Raw genomic sequence first — 20,315 nt, forward strand, 5'->3', positions numbered from 1 at the left:
CGTGGCGGTGATGGGCTATTTCAGCACCAAAGACCTTGGTTTTCACCGGTCTTGGTGGAGAACCCGGTCCTCCGTGGCCGATTCGTCATCGAAGGCGCCGGGCCGTAACGAGACGAACGCGAAACCGGCTACGCCGAACAGCAGAAGCCCGGACGTGAGGAACGTCCGGGCCGCGGAACCGAGGGCGTGGGTGAGGACGCCGCCGAGGAGGGCGCCGATCGGGATCGCTCCCCAGACGACGGTGCGCCACACGCCCAGCACCCGGCCGAGCAGGTCGCCGGGGACGAGGGTGTGCCGTGCCGTGCCGAGCACGATGTTCACCGCGACGACGGCCGCCGCGAACAGGCTGAACAGTGCTGCCCCTGCCACCGGCGAACTCGTCAGGCCCATGCCGGTGAACGCCGCGCCGCAGCAGGCCGTGCCCCCGAGGAGCACCGCGCGACGGCTGGACACCTTCACCAGCCGCGGGGCGACGGCCGCGCCGAGGAGGCCGCCGATGCCGCCGACGAACGCGAAGAGCCCGAAGGCCGCTTCGCTGAGATGCAGGTACTCGATCGCGTACAGCACCAGCTGTGCCTGTGCGAGTTCGCTGACCAGGCTGATCGCCCCGGCGAGGACGACCAGGCGCAGCACCAGCCTGCTCCGCTTCAGCCAGCGGAAACCCTCCGCCAGTTCGGTGCGGAGGTCGGTGGTGGCGCGCTCGGCGGAGCGCGGCCGGTAGCTCCCGGCGAGGCCGATCAACACGACCGCCGCGATCGCGAAGCCCACCGAGTTGAGCAGGAACGGGAAGGTCGCGAAGAGCGCGAAGGTGGCGCTGCCGACCGGGCCACCGAGGAAGGTCTGGCCGACGATCTCGCAGGCCTGGAGCTTGCTGTTCGCGCCGTCGAGCGAACCCTCGCCGACGACCGCCGGGATGAGCACGTTCGCGGCGCTGTCGGCGACCACCTCCGCGAAGCCGATGAGCAGGGCGGCGGCGTAGACCATCCAGATCGTCACCCCGCCCGCGGCGACCAGCGCGGCCGTCCCGCCGACGACCACCGCGCGGGCGCTGTTCGCGAGGATCATCGCCCGCCGCCGGTCGACGCGGTCCAGCAGCGCGCCCGCCGGGAGCGCGAACAGCAGCCACGGCAGGAACTGGGTCGCCGAAAGCCCGGCGATGAGCAGCGGATCCCGGGTCAGAGTGACCGCGAGCAGCGGGAACGCGACCTTGCCGATACCGTCGCCGAGGTTCGACGCCGCGCTGGACGCGAGCAGCCAGCGCAACCGCCGGTCGCTCCTCCTCCGCACCGTCGACTCGGCCATGCACCGCCTCCCCAGGCATTCGCCGGCGAAGGCCGGCGACAACGTGTCGAAAAGTTTAGCGGGGCTGTCGCCCAAAGTGGCGGGGTTGTTACACGCAGTTAAGAATCCGGAGAACCCTTGGTGCTCCACGCACAAAAATCACCGACCATGCGGCCGGCGGCGCGGAATCCGTCGCGAGGAGAGCAAGGGACCTTTGCTATCACCCGCGCGGCGGCTCAGCCCCAGCCGAGTTCGTGCAACCGCTCGTCGTCGATGCCGAAATGGTGCCCGACCTCGTGCACCACCGTGATCAGCACCTCCTCGACGACGTCCTCCTCGGTGTCGCACATCTGCAACAGCGGACGCCGGTAGATCGAGATCCGGTCGGGCAGCACCCCTCCGTACTCGTGGGTCCGCTCGGTCAGCGCGACCCCGTGATAGAGCCCGAGGATCGTGGGCGACTCCTCGTTGAACTCCTCCACGAGCACCACGACGTTGTCCATGGCGTCCGCGAATTCGGGCGGGAGCTCGTCCAGCGCCTCCGAGACCAGTTCCTCGAAACGCTGCTGGGTCATCTCGACGGGCACGCGATCACCCTCCGGTCTTCGGGGGCGAGGAGGACGACGGCGGCGGGGCCTCGCCGTTGCCGACCTTGACGCTCCCGGTGACCGGCGCCAGCCCCTTGTTGTCCGGCAGGACCGCGGCGACCTTGCAGTTCACCAGTGTGGACCCGGCGTCCCAGCTCTCCTGCTCACGGACGTCCCAGCTGAGGATGAGCTTCTTCGCCGCCAGATCGGCGTTGCCGGTGTACTCCTGCGAGGCCGTCGAGCATTCGGTGTCGAGCCAGGTGTTCTGCTGCTCCTGCGAGGGGTAGCCGTCCTTGAACTTCGTCTTGAGGTCGAGCGTCGCGATGATCTCGTACGAATGCGCCTGCGCGCAGTCGATCGGGTCGCCGAAGCTGTTGTTGAGCAGCGCGAGGCAGGTGCCCGGCTCCCACACCGCGGACTGGTCCTGCTCCTTGGCCGGTCCCTTGGTCGGCTGCAGCTTGCCGCCCTGGCCCGCCCATTGCAGGCCGCACCGCAGCTGCCGGTCACCGTCGGCCCACTGCGCGGGCGTCGGCCGGAGCAGGTTCATGCTCAGCTTGCCGTAGGGATCGAGGTTGCGGCCGAGGTACGGCTTGACGTCGATCGTGCAACGCGAGCGGGAGATCTCCTGCCACTGCTCCAGGTTCGGGCTCGGCACCCCCGGCGGGTACTGCGCGCCGATGTCGACGATGCTGGTGACCTCGAACAGATGGGACTCCGCGCACGACACGCGCCGCGCGTCGGTGGCGTCCGGATTGTTCCAGGTCAGACAGGTGCCAGGGGGAGACTGGAACGCCTCGGCCGCGGCGGGCGACAGTTTGGGGGCGCCGCCGCCCGCACCGCCCTCCGGGCCCACGTTCCACGAAAACGCCACACTCAGCGAAAGCGCGATGATCGCGCCCACGAACACGCCGGCCATGAGAAGCCGGGTGCGCAGGGTGCTCAGCGCGTTTCGCGGATCACGGAACCGCTCGGCCTGTTGAGACATCCACTCCATGATGCCCGCGCCGCACGTAAGGTGCGCGTACCGGGTGGTTAGTGTTGGACACGAGTTCGGGCCGGCGGGCGATTACGGAGCTTCGATGACGCAGGATGACAACCAGGGGGCACAAGCGCCTCAGGAGCCGCCGAAGCGCGGCACCATGCGCTTTCAGGACAGCAGCACGCAGGCGCGGCAGCCGTCGCTCGCCGAGCAGCGGGCACGCCAGCAGGCGCTGGCGGAGCAACAGCGCCAGGAGGCGATGGCGGCCGAGGCCGCTCGCGTCGCCGAGAAGAAGTCTTCGACCAAGAAGAAGGTCCTGATCGGCACGGGCGTGACCGTCGGCCTGGTCGGGCTGGTCGCGACGTTCTACACGGTCGCGAAGCCGGAGAATGTCACGGCCGTCTGCGCGGCCAAGGACACCGAGATCATCAGCGACGACAACAACTGCGACGAGCGGTACGTGACGTCGCACGGCGGCTACCACTCCGGTGGCTTCTTCTTCATCCCGATCGGCGGCGGGCGGTACGACAGCTACCGCTACAACTACGGCGGTACCGGGACCATCGGGCAGCGCGTGTCCGGCGGTTCGTACACCGCGCCGTCGAACGCGAACGTCAGCACGAAGTCGGGCAAGTCCGTCCAGCGCGGCGGGTTCGGCATCAGCGGCAAGAGCGGCTCCGGCGGCAGCGGCAAGAGCGGGGGCTCGTAGGTGTACCGGGATTCCAAGCCGCCCCGGCGGGATTGGCAGAACATCGTCGAAGAGCAGGGGCTGGTCTTCGGCACGCCCGCGCGCGACGGCTCCGGCAAGTCCCGGCCGTACTGGGACGAGTCGGTCCACTACGTCTTCGACATGGACGAGATCCTGTCGGTCGAGGCGGACGTCGAACTGCTGCACTCGATGTGCCTCGAAGCGGTCGACAACGTGATCACCACCGAGCAGTACCACCGCTTCGGCATCCCGGAGTGGGTCTGGCCGCATATCGCGGAGTCGTGGAAGCGGCAGGATCCGCACGTCTACGGCCGGTTCGACCTGCGCTACGACGGCAAGAGCCCGGCGAAGCTGCTCGAATACAACGCCGACACCCCGACCTCGCTGCTCGAGGCCGCGGTCCTGCAGTGGCACTGGAAGACCGCGGTCTTCCCCGAGAACGACCAGTGGAACTCGATCCACGAGAAGCTCGTCGAGCGCTGGGGCGAACTCGCCGACAAGCTGCCTTCGAACGAACTGCACTTCACCTGGTCTTCGGCCGATCCGTCCGGTGAGGACCACGTCACGACGGCGTACCTGCAGGAGACCGCGGCCGAGGCCGGGCTCGACACCGTCGGCCTGTCGATCGAGGAGATCGGCTGGGACCCGGTGCTCAAACGGTTCGTCGACCTCGAAGAGGCGCAGATGGCGACCGTGGTGAAGCTCTACCCGTGGGAATGGGTGGTCGACGAGGAGTTCGGCCGCTTCGCCGTGGAGACCATGCCGCGCACGCTGTGGGTCGAGCCGCTGTGGAAGATGATCCTCTCCAACAAGACGCTGCTCGCGATCCTGTGGGAGAACTATCCGGGGCACCCGAACCTGCTGCCCGCCTTCGCCGACGACCCCGGCCTGCTGACCGAGTACGTCCGCAAGCCGAAACTCGGCCGCGAGGGCGCGAACGTGCAGATCGTCGCCACCGGGTACGAGACGCAGACCGACGGGGTCTACGGCGCGGAAGGGTACGTCTACCAGGCGTTCGACCCGCTCCCGGAGTTCCAGGGTTACCGGCCCGCGCTCGGCGCGTGGATCGTCGGGGACCACGCCGCCGGCCTCGGTATCCGCGAGACCGCGGGACTCGTCACGGACGACGGTGCGGCATTCGTCCCGCACATCATCGTCGAGTCGTGATAGAAGCAACCGCACAAACCTGACATTTCCTGACTTCTGGAGAACCCCTGTGACCACCACCCTTGCGCTGTCCGACACGTTCGGCTCCGACCTCGTGCGAGGGATCGGCGCGATCCTGCTGTACGGCGTCGTCGGCCTGCTGATGATGTTCGCCGGGTTCTGGGCGATCGACTGGACCACGCCCGGCAAGCTGTCCCAGCTGGTCACCCGCGGCCTGCCGAACGCGGTCATCGTCACCGCGTCGGGCCTGCTGTCGATGGCGTTCATCATCGTCGTGGCGATCGCGAACTCCGCCAGCGACCTGACCGAGGGCCTCATCACCTCGCTGGTCTACGGCCTGCTCGGCATCATCGTGCAGGTGGCCGCCGTCCGGCTGCTGGAGTGGGCGACCCGGATCGACATCCGCTCGACCATCGAAAGCGAGAAGTTCGCCCCGGCCAGCGTCGTCGTGGCCTCCGCGCACCTGGCCCTCGGCCTGATCGTGGCCGTTGCCATTTCGTGATTTCCTGACGTACTGAGAACGGCATAGGCGCACGATTCCCACTAACGTGGGGGTCGTGCGCCTTTTAAGGACACCGGACGACCGGTTCTCGGACCTGCCCGATTTCGACTTCGAACCGCGCTACGCGGAGCTCGTCGACCTTCACGGTGGCGTGATCAGAGTGGGATACGTGGAGGCCGGACCCGAGGACGGACCGCCCGTTCTCCTGCTCCACGGCGAGCCGACCTGGTCCTATCTCTATCGCAAGGTCATCCCGGTGCTCGCCGACGCCGGGCTGCGCGCCATCGCGCCCGACCTGGTCGGCTTCGGCCGCTCCGACAAACCCGGCGACATGGTCGACCACACCTACCAGCGGCACGTCGAGTGGATGCGCGCGTTCGCCTTCGACGTCCTCGACCTGACCGACGTCACCCTGGTCGGCCAGGACTGGGGCGGCCTGATCGGCCTGCGGCTGGTCGCCGAGAATCCCGACCGCTTCGCCCGGGTCGTCGCGGCGAACACCGGCCTCCCCACCGGCGACACCGACATGCCCGAGCTCTGGCACAAGTTCCGCGACGCCATGGAGAACGCCCAGGTCATCGACGTCGGGCGGTTCGTCCAGTCGGGTTGCCAGACCAAGCTGTCCGAGGAGGTCCGCGCCGCCTACGACGCGCCCTTCCCGAACGAGATGTACAAGGCCGCGCCGCGCGCGATGCCGTCCCTGGTGCCGATCACCCCGGACGATCCGGCGTCGGCCGCCAACCGGGCCGCGCTGAAGGTGCTGTCCGAACTGGACAAGCCGTTCCTGGTCTCGTTCTCCGACGGGGACCCGATCACCGCGCCGTGGGGTCTCGAACTGCGGGGCTCGATGCGCGGCGCCCGCGAACTGGAGCATCCGACGATCACCGGCGCCGGGCACTTCCTGCAGGAGGACGCCGGCGGGCGACTGGGCGAGGTCATCGCCCGTTTCGCCCGCTCCTGAACCTCGTGAGTGGCGAGGACGGTTCTAACCGTCCTCGCCACTCACGAGGGCTTCAGGAAATGGCGGCCAGCGCGTCCACGATGATCCCGAGGCCCTCCGCGGCCTCTTCGGCGGTCAGCGTCATCGGCGGCGCGATCCGCAGCACGTTGCCGTGCAGCCCGCCCTTGCCGATCAACAGCCCGCGCGCCTTGGTCTCCTCCATCATCCGCGCCGCGGCGCCCGGGTTCGGGGTCATGCCGCCCGGCTCGACCAGCTCGACACCGATCATCAGGCCCTTGCCGCGCACGTCGCCGATCAGCGGGTTACCGGCCGCGCGCAGGCCGTCGAGCAGTTCGTTGCCGCGGGCGAGCGCGTTGGCCTGCAGATCGCCCTCGGCGATGTGGTCGAGCACCGCGGCCGCTCCCGCCATCGCGACCGGGTTGCCGCCGAAGGTCGAGATCGAGTTCGCGGTCAGGCAGTCGACGAGGTCGCCACGCGCCACGAGACCGCCGATGGCGAGTCCGTTGCCGAGCCCCTTCGCGAAGGTCATCGCGTCCGGGACGACGTCGTGCGCCTGGATCCCCCAGTAGTGTTCCCCGGTCCGTCCCCAGCCGGTCTGGACCTCGTCGGAGATGAACAGGATCCCGTACTGGTCGAGGACCTCCTTCATCGCCTTGAACAGGCCGTCCGGCGGTGAGCTGAAGCCGCCGACGCCTTGGATCGGCTCGGCGATCATGCAGGCGACGTCGCCCGAAGTGCCCGTCTCCAGGACGTCCACGAGGTCCGCGACGCACGCGTCGATGTACTCGGTGTCCGAAAGCTCGCGGAACGGGCTGCGGTACCGGTAGCCGCCGTGCACGTAGCTCACCTTCACCGGGCTGAGCGACGACGCCGACCAGCCGCGGTTGCCCGTGATGCCGACCGTCGCGAACGACCGGCCGTGGTACGAGTTCCGCATCGCCAGCACCTGGTTGCTGCGCCGGTACTGGGTGGCGAGCATGAGCGCGGTGTCGTTGGCCTCGGTCCCGGAGTTGGTGAAGAACACCTTCGCGTCGGGGATGCCGGAGAGTTTCGCGATGCGCTCGGCCAGCTCGACCTGCGAGCGGATCAGGTACAGCGTCGACGTGTGCAGGATGCCGGTGTCGAGCTGCTTGCGCACGGCGTCGCTGATCGCCGAGACGTCGTAGCCCATCGAGTTCGTCAGGATGCCCGCGAAGAAGTCCAGGTAGGTGCGCCCGGTCGAGTCGACGACCCGGCGGTCCTGCGCGTGCACGATCTCGATCGGCTCGTCGTAGTAGAGCGCCAGCCACGACGGCAGTACCGCCTTGTGCCGCGCCAGCAGGTCCGCATCGGTCATCGGGTTTCTCCGTCCGCAGCAGGGAGATCCCAGTATGGGGAGCGGCCGAAACGGGCGGCAACGATCAGACTGTCGGGTCATCCCCGCGGACCCGCACATTTTGTGCGGCCGCCACGGACTACCCTCTGCATTCGTGATTGACCCCAGGACTCTGCGCGATGAACCGGACGTCGTGCGCGCTTCGCAGCGCGCCCGTGGCGAGGACGAAGGAGTGGTCGACAAGCTGCTCTCCCTCGACTCCCGCCGCCGGTCGTCCATCGCCGCCGCCGACAAGCTGCGCGCCGAGCAGAAGTCGCTGGGCAAGCTCATCCCGAAGGCGCAGGGCGACGAGCGGGCCGAGCTCCTCGCCAAGGCGAAGGAGCTCGCCGCCCAGGTCAAGACGGCCGAGGTCGAGCAGACCGAGGCGTCGGAGGAGTTCGAGCAGCTGCACCGCCTGGTGCCGAACCTCGTCCACCCCGACGCGCCCGAAGGCGGCGAGGACGACTACGTCGTGCTCAAGCACGTCGGCGAGCCGAAGAAGTTCGACTTCGAGCCGAAGGACCACCTCGAACTCTGCGAGGGCCTCGGCGCGCTCGACATGGAGCGCGGCGCGAAGGTTTCGGGCTCGCGGTTCTACTTCCTCACCGGCGTCGGTGCCCAGCTCCAGCTCGGCCTGCTGAACATGGCGATCGCGCAGGCGACCGCGAACGGCTTCACCCCGATGATCACGCCGACCCTCGTACGGCCGGAGATCATGGCGGGCACCGGGTTCCTCGGCGCGCACTCGTCGGAGGTCTACCGGCTGCGCGACGACGACCTGTACCTCGTCGGCACCTCCGAGGTCCCGCTCGCCGGCTACCACGCCGACGAGATCCTCGACCTCGGCAAGGGCGCGAAGCGGTACGCGGGCTGGTCTTCCTGCTACCGCCGCGAGGCCGGTTCGTACGGCAAGGACACCCGCGGCATCATCCGCGTGCACCAGTTCGACAAGGTCGAGATGTTCGTCTACACGCGTCCCGAGGACGCCGAGGCCGAGCACGCGCGCCTGCTGGACTGGGAAGAGCAGATGCTCGCCAAGATCGAGGTCCCGTACCGGGTGATCGACACCGCCACCGGCGACCTCGGCACGTCGGCGTACCGGAAGTTCGACTGCGAGGCGTGGGTGCCGTCGCAGGAGACCTACCGCGAGCTGACCTCGACGTCGAACTGCACGACGTTCCAGGCCCGCCGCCTCGGCATCCGCTACCGCGACGACGACGGCCGCCCGCAGACCGTCGCCACGCTGAACGGCACGCTCGCCACCACCAGGTGGATCGTCGCGATCCTGGAGAATCACCAGCTCGAAGACGGTTCGGTCCGGGTGCCGGAGGCGCTTCGTCCCTTCCTCGGCGGAACCGAGGTGCTCACGCCGACATCGAAGTAGGGTCCGCACCGAGGAGGGACCCGAATGAACCGCCGTCGCACGCCGATCACCGCGCTCTTCGCGGTGGTCCTCCTGCTCGGCGGATGTTCCGAGACGATCTCGGGTACGGCGTCGCCGGTGCCCGGCCAGGGGCCGGTGCTCACCAAGGCGGCGCCGTGCTCGTTGCTCACCCCCGAACACGCCGACGCGCTGGCGCTCAAGCTGCCGGGTGTGGAGACCAAGGGCAACAAGGCCCAGCTGGTCCCGCCGATGTGCCTGCTGTCCGAACGCGACGATTCGCCGCGCGGGGTGTCCCTTTCGATCACGCAGAGCGTCGACATCCCGCTGAACGACTTCTACGCCGGTGCCCAGCCGGGTGAGAAGTTCGGCATCGGCGGCTTCACCTGGACGCGCTACGCGTCGCCGCTCGGCCCGACGGCCTGCTCGCTGAGCACCGAACTCGGGCCGTCCTCGTTCGTCGAACTCGGCAGCGAGACCCAGACGGGCGCGCCCGAGGCGACGGCCTGCGATCTCGCGCTCGCCGCGGCCCCCGCGGTCGCGTCGAGACTGCCCGGCGGGGAGCCGAACCCGAAGATCGTCGCGCCGCCGGGGCAGAAGAAACCCGAGCCTTCCGGGCCGTTGCTGCAGGTCGATCCGTGCACGCTGCTGAAGCCCGACGAAGCCGCGAAGCTGGCCATCGCCCCGGGCACCCCGGTCGATCCGGCCAACCTGGCCAATCCCGAGGACAAGGGCTGCGAGTGGAAGGACTCCGACGGCGACAAGGGGCAGCGTCCGCTGGACGTGACGTTCTTCCCGTCAACGGCCGTCGCCGACGTCGCCGGGCTCCAGGGCACACCCGAGGAGACCGACCTCGCCGGTCGCAAGTGGACGGTCCGCTCCGACGCCGCCACGAAGTACTGCACGGCCGCGCTGCCGATCACCGCGACGTCCACCGTGAAGGTGTCCAGCGGCCACTGGGACGACGAGACGAAAGCCTGTGACCTGCTGCGGGCCGCGCTGCCGACGGTGAGCGCCGCGCTGCCCGCCGGTTCGTGAACGGCGGCCGCGCACAAGTAGTGTGCGAGCCGATGAGGAGGGGACGCATGCGGTTTCGGAACTCGCTCGCGATCGGGCTGGCGGTGCTGACGCTCGGCGGCTGCACGTCGACGATCGCCGGTACGGCTGCGCCGGTGCCCGGACAGGGACCGGTGATCACGAAGGCCGAGCCGTGCACACTGCTCTCGGAGGAACACGCGAACGCGCTGGGAGTCACCTATCCCGGAGCGGAGCGCCCCGCCAAACCCGAACAGAAGGTGCCCGCGGTCTGCCGGTTCCGCGAGCTGGAGGGCGTGCGCAAGGCGTCGAGCCTCGAGGTCGCGTTGAGCAAGGACCTGTCCGTGAACGAGTACATGAACGGCGCCCAGTCCGGCGAGAAGTTCGGCATCGGCGGCTTCACCTGGACGCGGTACGCCACCATCCTCGGGCCGACCTACTGCTCGCTGAGCACGGAGCTCACGCCGGACTCGTTCGTGGAGATCTCCAGCGAGAGCCCCGACCACACCGAGGGCAACGCGTGCGACCTCGCCAAGGCGGCGGCCCCGGCCGTGGCGTCGAAGCTGCCGGGCGGGGAGCAGAACCCGCAGATCACCGCCCCGCCGGGGCAGAAGCCCGCCGAGCCGGGCGGTCCGCTCGTGAGCACCGATCCGTGCACCATGCTCAAGCCCGAGCAGACCGCCCAGCTGCGGCTCGCCCCCACCGGCGAACCGATGAAGTCCACCTCGGATCCGAACCAGGTCGGCTGTGAATGGGCCGATACCGACGGAGAAAAGGGCGAAAAGGCGCTCGACCTCTGGTTCTACCCGGCGACGGCGATGGACGAGACTCCGACGCTGATCTCGCAGGGCGAACCGCAGGACTTCGAGTCGGGCGGGCGCAAGTGGAAGATCTACACCGAGTCGGGCAGCAAACTGTGCGCGGCGGGTATCGCGATCACCGCGACGTCGACGGTGGCGATCATCGCGGGCAACCTCGACGACCCCGCGAAGGCGTGCGAAGTGATCAAGGCCGCGGTTCCGCTGCTGAACACGAACCTGCCGCCGTCCTCCTAGGACACGGCCTGGCCGGTCACCTCGTCGGCGATGTGCTTCGCGATCTCCAGCGCGCTGGTCGCCGCCGGTGAGGGCGCGTTGAGGACGTGCACCTGGTTCCGCGCGGTCTCGATCAGGAAGTCGTCGACGAGGGCGCCGTCCGGGCGCAGCGCCTGTGCCCGGACCCCGGAGCCGTGCCGCACGATGTCGTCCTCGGTGACGGCGGGCACGAGCCGCGCGAGGCTTTCGGCGAAGCGGCGGCGGGAGAACGACCGGCGGACCTCGTCGAGCCCGGTCGGGTACGCGTACTTGCGCGCGAGCCGCCAGACACCGGGGAAACGGGCGACCTCGGCGAGGTCTTTCGCCGACACGTCGCGCCAGGTGTAGCCCTCACGCCGCAGCGCGAGCACGGCGTTGGGGCCGGCGTGCACGCTGCCGTCGAGCATGCGGGTCAGGTGCACGCCGAGGAACGGCAGCGACGCGTCGGGGACCGGGTAGATCAGGCCTCGCACCAGATGGCGGCGTTCGGGCTTCAGTTCGTAGTACTCGCCGCGGAACGGCACGATCCGCGCGCTCGGGGTGAGCCCGGCGAGCCGGGCGACCCGGTCCGCGTGCAGGCCCGCGCAGTTGACGAGGGCGTCCGCGTGGATCACGTCGTCGCCGGTCGCCACCTCGACGCCGCCGGTGCGGCCGGGCCGGATCCCCAGCGCGGGCGTGCCGAGCCGCAGGTCGGCGTCGGACTCGTCGAGCAGCCGCACCAGTGCGGCGCAGACGGCGGGGAAGTCGATGATGCCGGTGGACTCCACGCGCAACGCGGCGACGCACGAGACCTCGGGCTCGTACTCGCGGGCCTCGCTCGGGGTGATCAGCTTGGCCGGGACCCCGTTGGCCTCCGCGCGTTCGGCGAGCACCTTGAGCGCCGGAAGCTCGGCTTCGGACGTGGCGACGACGAGTTTGCCGCACACCTCGACCGGCACCCCGTATTGCCGGGCGAAGTCCACAATGGACCGATTGCCCGCGGTGGACATCCTGGCCTTGAAGGAACCCGGCTTGTAGTAGAGCCCGGCGTGCACGACGTTGGAGTTGTGCCCGGTCTGGTGGGCCGCCCAGTGCTCCTCCTTCTCGAGCACCGTGACGTCCAGACCCCGTTTGGTCAGTTCCCAGGCTGTGGCGAGACCGACGATCCCGCCCCCGATGACTACGACTGTGCGCACGATCGACCAGGTTACCCGGAGCGCTACCTGACAGCTGTCAGGTTAGGTGGTAGCGTACCTGACCGATGTCAGGTAAGCGGTTGAGCAGGGAAGAACGCCGGGAGCGCATCCTGGCCGCGGCGGCGCGGGTGTTCGCCGCGTCCGGGTACGACGCGGCGGGGATGCGCGAGGTCGCGACGGCCGCGGGGATCAGCACGCCCGTGCTCTACGACCATTTCCCTTCCAAGGCGGCGCTGTACGCCGGCCTGCTGGAGTCCGAAGTGGACAGTCTGCTGGCCGGATGGGCCGACCTGCCGCCGTCGGACACCGCCGAGGGGCTGCTGCGCGCCAGGGTGGCGGCGATCTTCGCCTGGATGGAGACGAACGAACGCGGCTGGCGGATGATCTTCGCCGAGACGCCGTCCGACGAGGGTGTCGCCGAGGTGCACCGGCGCGGCCAGGCCAGGTCGACCGCGCGACTGACCGAGGTGTTCGGCCAGGTCCCCGGCCTGGCGCTGACCGCGGACCTGCCGCGCGACCGCGCGAACGAAGCGCTCGCCGAAGCGGCGAAGAGCGCGCTGAACGCCATCGCCACCTGGTGGTGGGACAACCGCGACATCCCGCGGGAGCAAGTCGTCGCGCTCACGACGGATCTGTTGTGGCGCGGACTGGGGAATCTGATCCAGGAGGACCGATGAGCATCGAAACCACCGAGCGGTATCGCCGCGCCCTCGAGACCCGGGACGTGGACCTGGCGCTGAGCGCCTTCGCGCCGGACGTCGTGGTGCACTCACCGCTGACGAGCCGGGTCCGGTTCACCGGGCACGCGGAACTCGGGCCGCTGCTGGAAGTCGCGTACACGCATCTGCGCGATGTCCGGTTCCACACCGACACCGGGGACGGCGAGACGCGCGTCGTCGTCTACACCGCGCGCATCGGCGACGAGGAGATCGAAGAGGCGGCGGTGCTGAAGATCGGCGAAGACGGGCTGATCACCGAAGTGACGCTGTTCGTGCGGCCGTTGCCCGGGCTCGTCGCGCTGATGGACGCCTTCGGCCCGGACATCGCGCGCCGCAACGGCCGCACCTTCGCGGCCCGGCTGCTCGCGGTGGCCGCGAAACCCCTGCTGGCCATGGTGCGGTCGGGCGACCGGCGCGCCGTCCCGCTCGCCGGCCCGAGGGGCTGGAGGGAGCTTTCCCCGCATCTCATGCGAGGAAAGCGCCCTTCACCGCGTCTTATTCGGTGAAGGGCCCCTTCAGCCCACCGGGGCAGCGACCGGAGCAGGCTCCTCTTCGGGGTCTTCGAGGACCTTCGGCACCCCGCGCAACGTGAACAGGACACTCACCGCCAGCACCGCCATCAACCCCGCCGAGCACAGCATCGTCACCTGCAACCCGTCGACGAACGCCAGTTTCGCGTTGGCCAGGACCAAAGCCCCCTGTTCCGGCGGCAACTGAGCCGCGATCTGGACGGCCCCGCCGAGGGTGTCCGAGATCGCCTCCGGCGGCACGCCCGGCGGGATGACGAGTTCGCTCCGGTACAGCGCGCCGAGCGCACTGCCGAGGACGGCGATCCCCAGCGCCCCACCGAGTTCGGTCGCCGTTTCGGAGATCGCCGACGCCGCGCCCGCCCTGGCCTTCGGCACGACGCCGAGCACCGTGTCCGTCGCGACGGTGAGGATCAGCGCCAGTCCCACGCCGAAGACGATCATCGCCGCCAGCAGATCCGGGTAGACGATCGTCACGCCGATCCCCGAGTACAGCGCGAACCCGACCGCCGACAGCGCGCAGCCCAGCCCGATGGTGATCGCGCGACCGAAGAGCTTGATCCCCATGGGCGCGAGCACCCCGCCGACGATCGCGCCGCCCATCCCGGGCAGCCCGGCGAGCCCGGACTTCAACGGAGACCAGCCCGCCACCAGCTGCAGGTACTGCGCGAACATCAGCGAGACCGCGAGCTGCGCGAACATCGCCAGGATCGTGGTGCCGACGGTCGCCGAGAACGCCCGCCGCGCGAACAGCTTCAGATCCATCAGCGGTTCGGCCAGCCGCGGCTGCCGCAGGACGAACGCCAGCAGGCAGCCGAGTCCGAGCACCGCGGCGACCGCGACGTCCCAGTGCCCCCAGCCCTTGTACGCGACTTCCTTGATCGTGTAGACGATCCCGACCATGCCGGCGATCGACAGCAGCACGCTGACGACGTCGATCCGGCCAGGGGCGGGGTTCTTCGATTCGGGCAGGATCAACGCGCCCGCGATCACCATGACCACCACCACGGGCACGTTGACCAGGAACACCGAACCCCACCAGAAATGGTCGAGCAGGAACCCGCCGACGAGCGGCCCCATCCCGAACCCGAGGATCGTCAGCCCGCTCGAAACCCCGATCACGGCCGCGCGTTCCTTGCCGGTGAACACGTTCCGCACGATCGACAGGGTCGACGGCATCAGCGTCGCGGCGGCGACCCCGAGCAGCGCGCGGGCGGCGATCAGGAGTTCCGCCGTCGGCGCGTACGCCGTGATCACCGAAGCGACCCCGAACAGCGACGCCCCGATCAGCAGCAGCTTCTTCCGGCCGACGCGGTCGCCGATGTTCCCCATCGTGATCAGCAGCCCGGCGAGCGCGAAGCCGTACGCGTCGGCGATCCACAGCAGCTCCGTCGTCGACGGGTGCATCTGCTCCGAAAGCGACGGCAGCACCAGATGCAGCACGGTCAGGTCGATCGCGATCAGCAGCTGCGCCAGCACGCAGACCGCGACGGTGCCGATCTTGCGGCCCTTGCCGATGGTCACCGCGACACCCCGAAGGTGAGTTCCGGCGAGTGCCGCGCGGTGCCGTTCTCGCCGTCACCCAGGTAGAACCGGGTGCTGAGGGTGCGGGCCGCCGGGTCGAGGACGCTGCGCCACAACGTCCGCCACGGTGCGCCGGGCTCGACCGCGAACGACACCGTGTCGAGCGCGGCGCGCGGCCCGGAGCCGGCTTCCTTGGTGACGGTGCGCAGCCGCTCGTAGGTGCGCATGGTCTCCGGCGTGTCCTCCGGCAGCGAGTCGACGTCCGGGTGCAGGTGCAGCAGGTGGTTCGTGACGCACAGCGGCCCGTCGGCGACCTCGACGAAGTACTCGATGTCGTTCGCCCCGCGCTCGTAGACGAAACCGCGGCCCGAGGCGTCGGCGACGATGTAGTGACAGGGCGCGCCGTGCGCGTACTGCTTGGCGAGCATCAGCGCTTCTTTGGCCTGGTCGAGGTTTTCGGCGGTGTCCAGCAGATACCGGCACACCTGCATGACCGAGAGACCCGCCTGCGGGCCGGGATCGTGCTCCAGCGGCGCGGCCGTTTCGACGTCGGCCATCAGCAACGCGACGACCAGCCCGGCCTCGTTGACCCCCTCGGTCGCACCGTCCATTGTGGACATGGTGAGCACGGTCGAGGCGATGCCGTCGTCGGGGATCGTCGTCAGGACATAGGGGCGTGACGCCATCGGCACGGTCCCGTCGTCCACGGGTTCCTCCCCGGCCAGCACCGCACCCAGCTGGGTCCAGCTCATGGTGAAGAAGTCGTAGTTCCGGCCGAGCGCGCTCCCCGTCCACAGCGCCGAGCACCCCGACCCGGCGGGCAGCGCGCTCGCGTCGTCGAAGGAAACCGCCGCGTCGGCCGGGAGCCCGTAGGCCTCGGCGAACCCGGCCAGGCGTCCGGCGTACTCGGGCCAGTTCCGCGCGAACCAGGTGCGCCGCGCCCTGGCCGCGAGCGGGTCGATCGACGATGGCGACCAGTCCGAGCGCGCCTTCACCTCGGCACCGAGCGCCCGGCCGATCTCGGCCTGGGAGCCGCGCAACGTCAGGTGTCGCACGGCGAGGAAGTCTTCGGGAGATCCAGCTGCGTAAGTCATGTCCGGAGGGTCTCCGCGACCGCTGACCGTCCGCGCACCGATGGCTGTCAGCGCTTGTCAGTGCTTGACAGTGTTTGTCATCGGAATGTCATGTGCCCCGCGCGAAAGTGACCTCACCAAGGCAACGACAAGCGAGGGAAACCATGCTCAGCAACAAGGTGTACATCATCGGCGGGGCCGTCATCAGCGTCCTCTTCGTCGCGCTCGCGATGGTCGAGTTCTCCACCGGCTACCCGGAGGACGGCCTGCAGGACCTGCTCTACGCCGTCGTGAGCGCCGGTGCCGGCGCCCTGCTGTACGTCCTCGACCGCCGCCAGCGTGAGCGTCGCGCGGCTGCCGAAGCTCAGCGTGATGCCCGATGAGGAACATCGACGGCGGCTTCCTCGCCGCACCGGACCAGGCCTCGCTCCAACGCCGCGAACAGGACGTGCGCAAGGGAAAGCTCGCGCTGATGCTGGCCGTCGTGGGCGGCTTCGTCGCACTGGTCGCCGGGTACAACGTCTTCGCGGACTTCTCGCCGGTTTCGCTGGTGGTGACGATGTTCGGCCTGGCCGCCGCGGTCGGTGGCGGGGTGCTCACCAAGCACCTGATGCGCGCCGTGCGGTTCCGGGTGCACAAGCCGAACGCGGGCCTGGTCGGCGCCGCGAAGCTGACCGGAATGGTCGTGGTCGTCCTCGGCTTCATCGCCCTGGTCGGCGCGATCGAAGGGCCTGGAGCGCTGCGGATCGTCGCGATCGCCGTCGGCTGCGCGGCCATCGCCTACGTGAAGTCGCTGCACGACCAGCAGTGGGTGCTCTTCGAACTGGACGCGGTGGGGGTCCGGATCGAGCGGACCGTCGTGCCATGGCGTGACGTCACCCGGCTCACCATCGACCCGGTCGGTCCCGGGATGACCCGGCTCGGCGCCGTCCCGGTCAACGCGGCACCGCTGTACGTCGCGGTCCAGGACAGCGAACTCGACCAACGTCACTTCGCCGATGCCATCGGCCGCTTCGCGCCACAGGGGATCCAGCCGGTGGGCGGTCAGAGTTTCCCGGTCAATTGAGCGGCGCCGCGCACACCGAGCCCCCGGCGATAGGCCCGGTCGAAGTCGTCGCCGAGCCGCTCCCTCACGGTCGTCCTGAGCAGGGCGGCGTCCAGATCGACGGCGAACGAGGTGCCCCGGATGGTCACCGCCGCCCCGATCAGGACCGCCGCCCGCTCGGCGTCGCCGCGCAGTAGCGCGACCCCGGCGAGGCCTTCGACGGCGAGGGCCACGGTGGTGTTGTCGTGCCAGCCGTCCGCCGACACCAGCGCCAGCCGGTGCAGCTCCTCGGCCCCGTCGACGTCGCCCTCGGCGGCCAGCACCCAGCCGAGGGAGATCTTCGCGCCGGCACGCACCCCTTCGGCCGCGAACGAACCACCGGAACACTCCGCGAGCGCGCGTTCGCTCAACGCGCGGGCCGCCGCCAGATCGCCCTCGTGCCGGGCGAGGAACGACAGCCCGACATATCCGGCCGCCCGGCTTTCGGGCATCCCGGCCCGGCGCGCGATCTCGATGGCGAGTTCGAAATCCGCCCGCGCGCCCGCCGCGTCACCGTGAAGCAGTTTGCTGCCGCCGCGACGGCACAGCAGGTCCGCGTTGTCGTCGGAGGCGCCGAGCTCCCGCATCAGCCGCAGGGCCTCGTTCATCGTTTCGAGGGCTTCGGTCTGCCGGTTCGTCCAGATCAGGACCTGTGACAGGTGATCGAGGGCCATGGAAAGGCCCCAGCGTTCCCCGATCGAGCGGAACGCCTTTGCCCCCTCGCGCAGGAATTCCTCCGCCGTTTCGAGATCGCCCTGCATCAGCGCGCGGAGGCCGTAGCCGGTCGGCGAGAGGGCGAGACTCCAGTCGTCGCTGTTCGCCAGCAGCACCCGGCTGCGTTCGAGCAGCGCGTCGTCGTCACCGGGCGGGCCGGTCACGACACCCATCAACAGCAGCAGCGCCGGGTTCCGGGGTGCCTTGACGAGGCTCGACATGAGGCCTTCCACCAGCGGCAGGTGCCGGTCGAGCGCCTCATGGCCCCGCAATCCCGCGGCGGCGGTGAGCACGCAGAGCTGGTGCTCCTCTTCGAGACCGTCCGGCGCCCGTTCGCCGAGGCGTTTGACCACTTCCAAGCAGAGCGTCGAGCCCTCGAACCGGCGACCGCGCATCCACCAGTACGTCACCATCGAAGCCGAAAGCCGGAGCGCGACGCGCACGTCGGATTCCGCGCCCCAGCGCAACGCGGCCAGGAGGTCGTCGTAGGCGGCGTCGAGCCGGTCGAGCCAGACGAGCTGGTCGCCGGTGCGCAGGCGCGGGTCCGCCTCCTGAGCGAGGGCGAGGAAATGCTCGGCGTGCGCGCGCCGCATCCGGTCGGCTTCGCCCGCTTCGGTGAGCTTCCCGGCGAAGAAGGCCCGGATCGTTTCGAGCATCCGGTACCGGTCGCCGCCGCGTTCGACGAGTGATCTGTCCACAAGGGACGGAAGCAGTTCCGCGGTGTCCGGCACGCCGCAGACCGCCTCGGCGTCGGCCAGCGTCGTCCCGCCCGCGAAGACGGTCAGCCGCCTGCCCAGCAGACGCTCGTCCTCGTCGAGCAGATCCCAGCTCCACTCGACGACGCCGCGCAGGGTGCGATGCCTGGTCTCGGCGGTCCGGCTGCCTCGCGACAGTAAGCCGAACCGGTCGTCCAGCCGGGCCGCGATCTCGCCGATCGGCAGCGCCCGCACGCGTGCGGCGGCGAGCTCGATGGCCAGCGGCAACCCGTCGAGCGCGGCACAGACCCGCTGGACGTCGCCCGCGGTGGTGTCGTCGACGGCGAATCCCGGATCACCCGCCTGCGCGCGATCGGCGAACAGCCGGACGGCGGCGAACTCCAGCGACCGGGCGGGCGGCGTGCCCGGCGGCGGCACGGCGAGCCGCGGCACGGGGGAGACGATCTCGCCGGTGATGCCCAGCGGTTCGCGGCTGGTGGCGAGCACCCGCAGCGCCGCGGCGGCGCCGAGCAGCCGGGCGACCAGTTTCGCGGCGGCCTCGACCAGATGCTCGCAGTTGTCGAGCACCAGCAGTACCGCCCGATCGGCCAGCGCGTCGATCAGGCGCTCCAGCGGCGCGTTCTCCACCGGCGCGGTGACCGCCCCGAGCGCGACCGTCCGCAGGCCGAGGGCGGTCAGCACGGCGTGCGCGACGTCGGCGTCCTCGGTGTACGGCGCGAGTTCGACGAAGACCGCCGGAAGGTCCATCGCGGCCGCGGTCTCGATGGCCAGCCGGGTCTTGCCCGTCCCGCCGGGGCCGGTCAGCGTCACCAGGCGCGAACGGTCCAGCTGGTCGAGCACGTGCCGAAGGTCGCCTTCGCGGCCGATGAAGCTGGTGAACTGCGCGGGAAGCGGCGCGGTTGTGGTCTTGACGGGCGGCGTCTCACCCCGCAGCACGGCCAGATGCGCGGCGGCGAGGTCGGGGCCGGGGTCCGCGCCGAGTTCCTCGGCCAGGACCCGGCGGGCGTCCTCGAACGCGGTGAGCGCGTCGGCGTGACGGCCCGCGGCGTGCAGGGCGCGGATCAGCAGCGCGCGCGGCCGTTCCCGCAGTGGCTGCTCGTCGATGACCTCGCGAAGCTCCGCGAGGACGTCTTCGTGTCTCCCGAGCTTGAGTTCGGCCTCGACGCGGTCTTCGATCGCCGACGTCTTCAGCTCGTTCAGCCTCGTGACCTGCGGGTCGCGGAACGGCGCGTCGGTGATGTCCGCGAACGCCGGACCGCGCCAGAGACCGAGAGCGTCACGAAGCAGCTCGGCCGCCTTCGCGGCGTCTCCCGCCGCGAGAGCGCGCCGTCCTTCGGCGGCGAGCCGCTCGAACCGGTGGACGTCGACGTCGTCGCGGTCCACGACGAGGCGGTAACCCGACGGGCTGAACTCGACGGGCGCGAGCTCCTTCAGCGCGCCACGCAGCCGCGAGACCTGCGATTGCAGCGCGTTCGCCACCCCATCGGGTGGCTGCTCGCCATAGAGGCCGTCGATGAGCCGCTCCGCGGGGACGACGCGGCCCGCCTCCAGCGCGAGCAACGCGAACAGCGTCCGGACCCTCGGGCCGCCGACCGGGACGGTGGTGCCGTCCTCGCGGCGCACCTCCGTCGCCCCCAGAACGCCGAATCGCATGAGTCAAAGAGTAGGACGTCGTTTACCTGGGCGGATCCAGCCCGCCCGAGATCCGCCGAATGGCGTCTATACACTTCGCCGGGTCCCCACGCAATGGGAGA

At 69.8% G+C, this 20,315-nt stretch carries 19 protein-coding genes; 11 read left to right on the top strand and 8 right to left on the bottom strand.

The annotated features are described in order from the left end of the window. Positions 1 to 42: 42 nt before the first annotated feature. From ACSMFO_RS13465 to ACSMFO_RS13475, 3 genes are all read right to left on the bottom strand, one after another. Positions 43 to 1,302 (bottom strand): MFS transporter, encoded by a 1,260-nt coding sequence (locus ACSMFO_RS13465; protein ID WP_436458865.1) that lies wholly within the window; start codon positions 1,300 to 1,302, stop codon positions 43 to 45. Positions 1,303 to 1,517: 215 nt separating this feature from the next. Further along, positions 1,518 to 1,868, bottom strand: a complete 351-nt coding sequence (locus ACSMFO_RS13470) for a metallopeptidase family protein (RefSeq protein WP_037333558.1) — start codon at positions 1,866 to 1,868, stop codon at positions 1,518 to 1,520. 4 nt (positions 1,869 to 1,872) lie between these two features. After that, positions 1,873 to 2,853: a septum formation family protein gene (locus ACSMFO_RS13475; protein WP_436458866.1), complete on the bottom strand. Its 981-nt coding sequence runs from the start codon at positions 2,851 to 2,853 to the stop codon at positions 1,873 to 1,875. Positions 2,854 to 2,947: 94 nt separating this feature from the next. Between ACSMFO_RS13475 and ACSMFO_RS13480 the strand changes: the two genes are divergently transcribed. Genes ACSMFO_RS13480 through ACSMFO_RS13495 form a run of 4 tightly spaced genes read left to right on the top strand, consistent with a single transcriptional unit; the run spans position 2,948 to position 6,186 of the window. Beyond that, positions 2,948 to 3,556, top strand: a complete 609-nt coding sequence (locus ACSMFO_RS13480; RefSeq protein WP_436458867.1) for a hypothetical protein — start codon at positions 2,948 to 2,950, stop codon at positions 3,554 to 3,556. Beyond that, positions 3,557 to 4,723 carry a glutathionylspermidine synthase family protein gene (locus ACSMFO_RS13485; protein ID WP_436458868.1) on the top strand — a complete coding sequence of 389 codons (1,167 nt, stop codon included), beginning with the start codon at positions 3,557 to 3,559 and terminating at the stop codon, positions 4,721 to 4,723. A gap of 49 nt (positions 4,724 to 4,772) precedes the next feature. Continuing rightward, positions 4,773 to 5,225: a DUF350 domain-containing protein gene (locus ACSMFO_RS13490; RefSeq protein WP_016330638.1), complete on the top strand. Its 453-nt coding sequence runs from the start codon at positions 4,773 to 4,775 to the stop codon at positions 5,223 to 5,225. 55 nt (positions 5,226 to 5,280) lie between these two features. Further along, complete coding sequence (locus tag ACSMFO_RS13495; protein WP_436458869.1) at positions 5,281 to 6,186, top strand: haloalkane dehalogenase; 906 nt, start codon at positions 5,281 to 5,283, stop codon at positions 6,184 to 6,186. Positions 6,187 to 6,238: 52 nt separating this feature from the next. Here the strand turns inward: ACSMFO_RS13495 and ACSMFO_RS13500 are convergent, their stop codons facing one another. Then, positions 6,239 to 7,522: an aspartate aminotransferase family protein gene (locus ACSMFO_RS13500; RefSeq protein WP_350579859.1), complete on the bottom strand. Its 1,284-nt coding sequence runs from the start codon at positions 7,520 to 7,522 to the stop codon at positions 6,239 to 6,241. Positions 7,523 to 7,655: 133 nt separating this feature from the next. Between ACSMFO_RS13500 and serS the strand changes: the two genes are divergently transcribed. Genes serS through ACSMFO_RS13515 form a run of 3 tightly spaced genes read left to right on the top strand, consistent with a single transcriptional unit; the run spans position 7,656 to position 11,011 of the window. Beyond that, positions 7,656 to 8,924 carry a serine--tRNA ligase gene (gene serS / locus ACSMFO_RS13505; RefSeq protein WP_073846028.1) on the top strand — a complete coding sequence of 423 codons (1,269 nt, stop codon included), beginning with the start codon at positions 7,656 to 7,658 and terminating at the stop codon, positions 8,922 to 8,924. Positions 8,925 to 8,948: 24 nt separating this feature from the next. After that, positions 8,949 to 9,959 carry a DUF3558 family protein gene (locus tag ACSMFO_RS13510; protein ID WP_436458870.1) on the top strand — a complete coding sequence of 337 codons (1,011 nt, stop codon included), beginning with the start codon at positions 8,949 to 8,951 and terminating at the stop codon, positions 9,957 to 9,959. A gap of 47 nt (positions 9,960 to 10,006) precedes the next feature. Further along, positions 10,007 to 11,011, top strand: a complete 1,005-nt coding sequence (locus ACSMFO_RS13515; protein ID WP_436458871.1) for a DUF3558 family protein — start codon at positions 10,007 to 10,009, stop codon at positions 11,009 to 11,011. Here the strand turns inward: ACSMFO_RS13515 and lhgO are convergent. Beyond that, on the bottom strand, positions 11,008 to 12,204 hold the full coding sequence (gene lhgO, locus ACSMFO_RS13520; RefSeq protein ID WP_378422263.1) for an L-2-hydroxyglutarate oxidase: 1,197 nt from the start codon (positions 12,202 to 12,204) through the stop codon (positions 11,008 to 11,010). The genes ACSMFO_RS13515 and lhgO overlap by 4 nt on opposite strands. 80 nt (positions 12,205 to 12,284) lie before the next feature. Between lhgO and ACSMFO_RS13525 the strand changes: the two genes are divergently transcribed. After that, positions 12,285 to 12,881 carry a TetR/AcrR family transcriptional regulator gene (locus ACSMFO_RS13525; RefSeq protein ID WP_038507446.1) on the top strand — a complete coding sequence of 199 codons (597 nt, stop codon included), beginning with the start codon at positions 12,285 to 12,287 and terminating at the stop codon, positions 12,879 to 12,881. After that, the gene (locus ACSMFO_RS13530) at positions 12,878 to 13,429 is read left to right on the top strand and encodes a nuclear transport factor 2 family protein (RefSeq protein WP_436458872.1); all 552 of its coding nucleotides are present in this window, start codon (positions 12,878 to 12,880) and stop codon (positions 13,427 to 13,429) included. Before ACSMFO_RS13525 ends, ACSMFO_RS13530 begins: the two co-directional genes overlap by 4 nt. A 9-nt stretch (positions 13,430 to 13,438) precedes the next feature. Here ACSMFO_RS13530 and ACSMFO_RS13535 read toward each other — a convergent pair whose 3' ends face one another. Then, positions 13,439 to 14,974 (bottom strand): MFS transporter, encoded by a 1,536-nt coding sequence (locus tag ACSMFO_RS13535; protein ID WP_436458873.1) that lies wholly within the window; start codon positions 14,972 to 14,974, stop codon positions 13,439 to 13,441. Continuing rightward, positions 14,971 to 16,068: a C45 family autoproteolytic acyltransferase/hydolase gene (locus tag ACSMFO_RS13540; protein ID WP_436458874.1), complete on the bottom strand. Its 1,098-nt coding sequence runs from the start codon at positions 16,066 to 16,068 to the stop codon at positions 14,971 to 14,973. Before ACSMFO_RS13540 ends, ACSMFO_RS13535 begins: the two co-directional genes overlap by 4 nt. Before the next feature lie 143 nt (positions 16,069 to 16,211). Between ACSMFO_RS13540 and ACSMFO_RS13545 the strand changes: the two genes are divergently transcribed. Next, positions 16,212 to 16,430 carry a hypothetical protein gene (locus ACSMFO_RS13545; RefSeq protein WP_038507458.1) on the top strand — a complete coding sequence of 73 codons (219 nt, stop codon included), beginning with the start codon at positions 16,212 to 16,214 and terminating at the stop codon, positions 16,428 to 16,430. Next, on the top strand, positions 16,427 to 17,113 hold the full coding sequence (locus ACSMFO_RS13550) for a hypothetical protein (RefSeq protein ID WP_436458875.1): 687 nt from the start codon (positions 16,427 to 16,429) through the stop codon (positions 17,111 to 17,113). Before ACSMFO_RS13545 ends, ACSMFO_RS13550 begins: the two co-directional genes overlap by 4 nt. Here the strand turns inward: ACSMFO_RS13550 and ACSMFO_RS13555 are convergent. Next, on the bottom strand, positions 17,092 to 20,214 hold the full coding sequence (locus ACSMFO_RS13555; RefSeq protein ID WP_436458876.1) for a BTAD domain-containing putative transcriptional regulator: 3,123 nt from the start codon (positions 20,212 to 20,214) through the stop codon (positions 17,092 to 17,094). The genes ACSMFO_RS13550 and ACSMFO_RS13555 overlap by 22 nt on opposite strands. Positions 20,215 to 20,315 lie beyond the last annotated feature (101 nt).

The sequence above is a fragment of the Amycolatopsis sp. w19 genome (assembly GCF_051373225.1).
In the GTDB taxonomy this organism is placed as follows: Bacteria; Actinomycetota; Actinomycetes; order Mycobacteriales; family Pseudonocardiaceae; genus Amycolatopsis; species Amycolatopsis japonica.

Bases quoted from the DNA above. Each gene is read 5' to 3' on its own strand.
- ACSMFO_RS13545 (WP_038507458.1), top strand. From the start codon at position 16,212: ATGCTCAGCAACAAGGTGTACATCATCGGCGGGGCCGTCATCAGCGTC.
- ACSMFO_RS13480 (WP_436458867.1), top strand. From the start codon at position 2,948: ATGACGCAGGATGACAACCAGGGGGCACAAGCGCCTCAGGAGCCGCCG.
- ACSMFO_RS13550 (WP_436458875.1), top strand. From the start codon at position 16,427: ATGAGGAACATCGACGGCGGCTTCCTCGCCGCACCGGACCAGGCCTCG.
- ACSMFO_RS13500 (WP_350579859.1), bottom strand. From the start codon at position 7,522: ATGACCGATGCGGACCTGCTGGCGCGGCACAAGGCGGTACTGCCGTCG.
- ACSMFO_RS13555 (WP_436458876.1), bottom strand. From the start codon at position 20,214: ATGCGATTCGGCGTTCTGGGGGCGACGGAGGTGCGCCGCGAGGACGGC.
- ACSMFO_RS13530 (WP_436458872.1), top strand. From the start codon at position 12,878: ATGAGCATCGAAACCACCGAGCGGTATCGCCGCGCCCTCGAGACCCGG.
- ACSMFO_RS13465 (WP_436458865.1), bottom strand. From the start codon at position 1,302: ATGGCCGAGTCGACGGTGCGGAGGAGGAGCGACCGGCGGTTGCGCTGG.
- ACSMFO_RS13510 (WP_436458870.1), top strand. From the start codon at position 8,949: ATGAACCGCCGTCGCACGCCGATCACCGCGCTCTTCGCGGTGGTCCTC.
- ACSMFO_RS13475 (WP_436458866.1), bottom strand. From the start codon at position 2,853: ATGTCTCAACAGGCCGAGCGGTTCCGTGATCCGCGAAACGCGCTGAGC.
- ACSMFO_RS13540 (WP_436458874.1), bottom strand. From the start codon at position 16,068: ATGACTTACGCAGCTGGATCTCCCGAAGACTTCCTCGCCGTGCGACAC.
- ACSMFO_RS13515 (WP_436458871.1), top strand. From the start codon at position 10,007: ATGCGGTTTCGGAACTCGCTCGCGATCGGGCTGGCGGTGCTGACGCTC.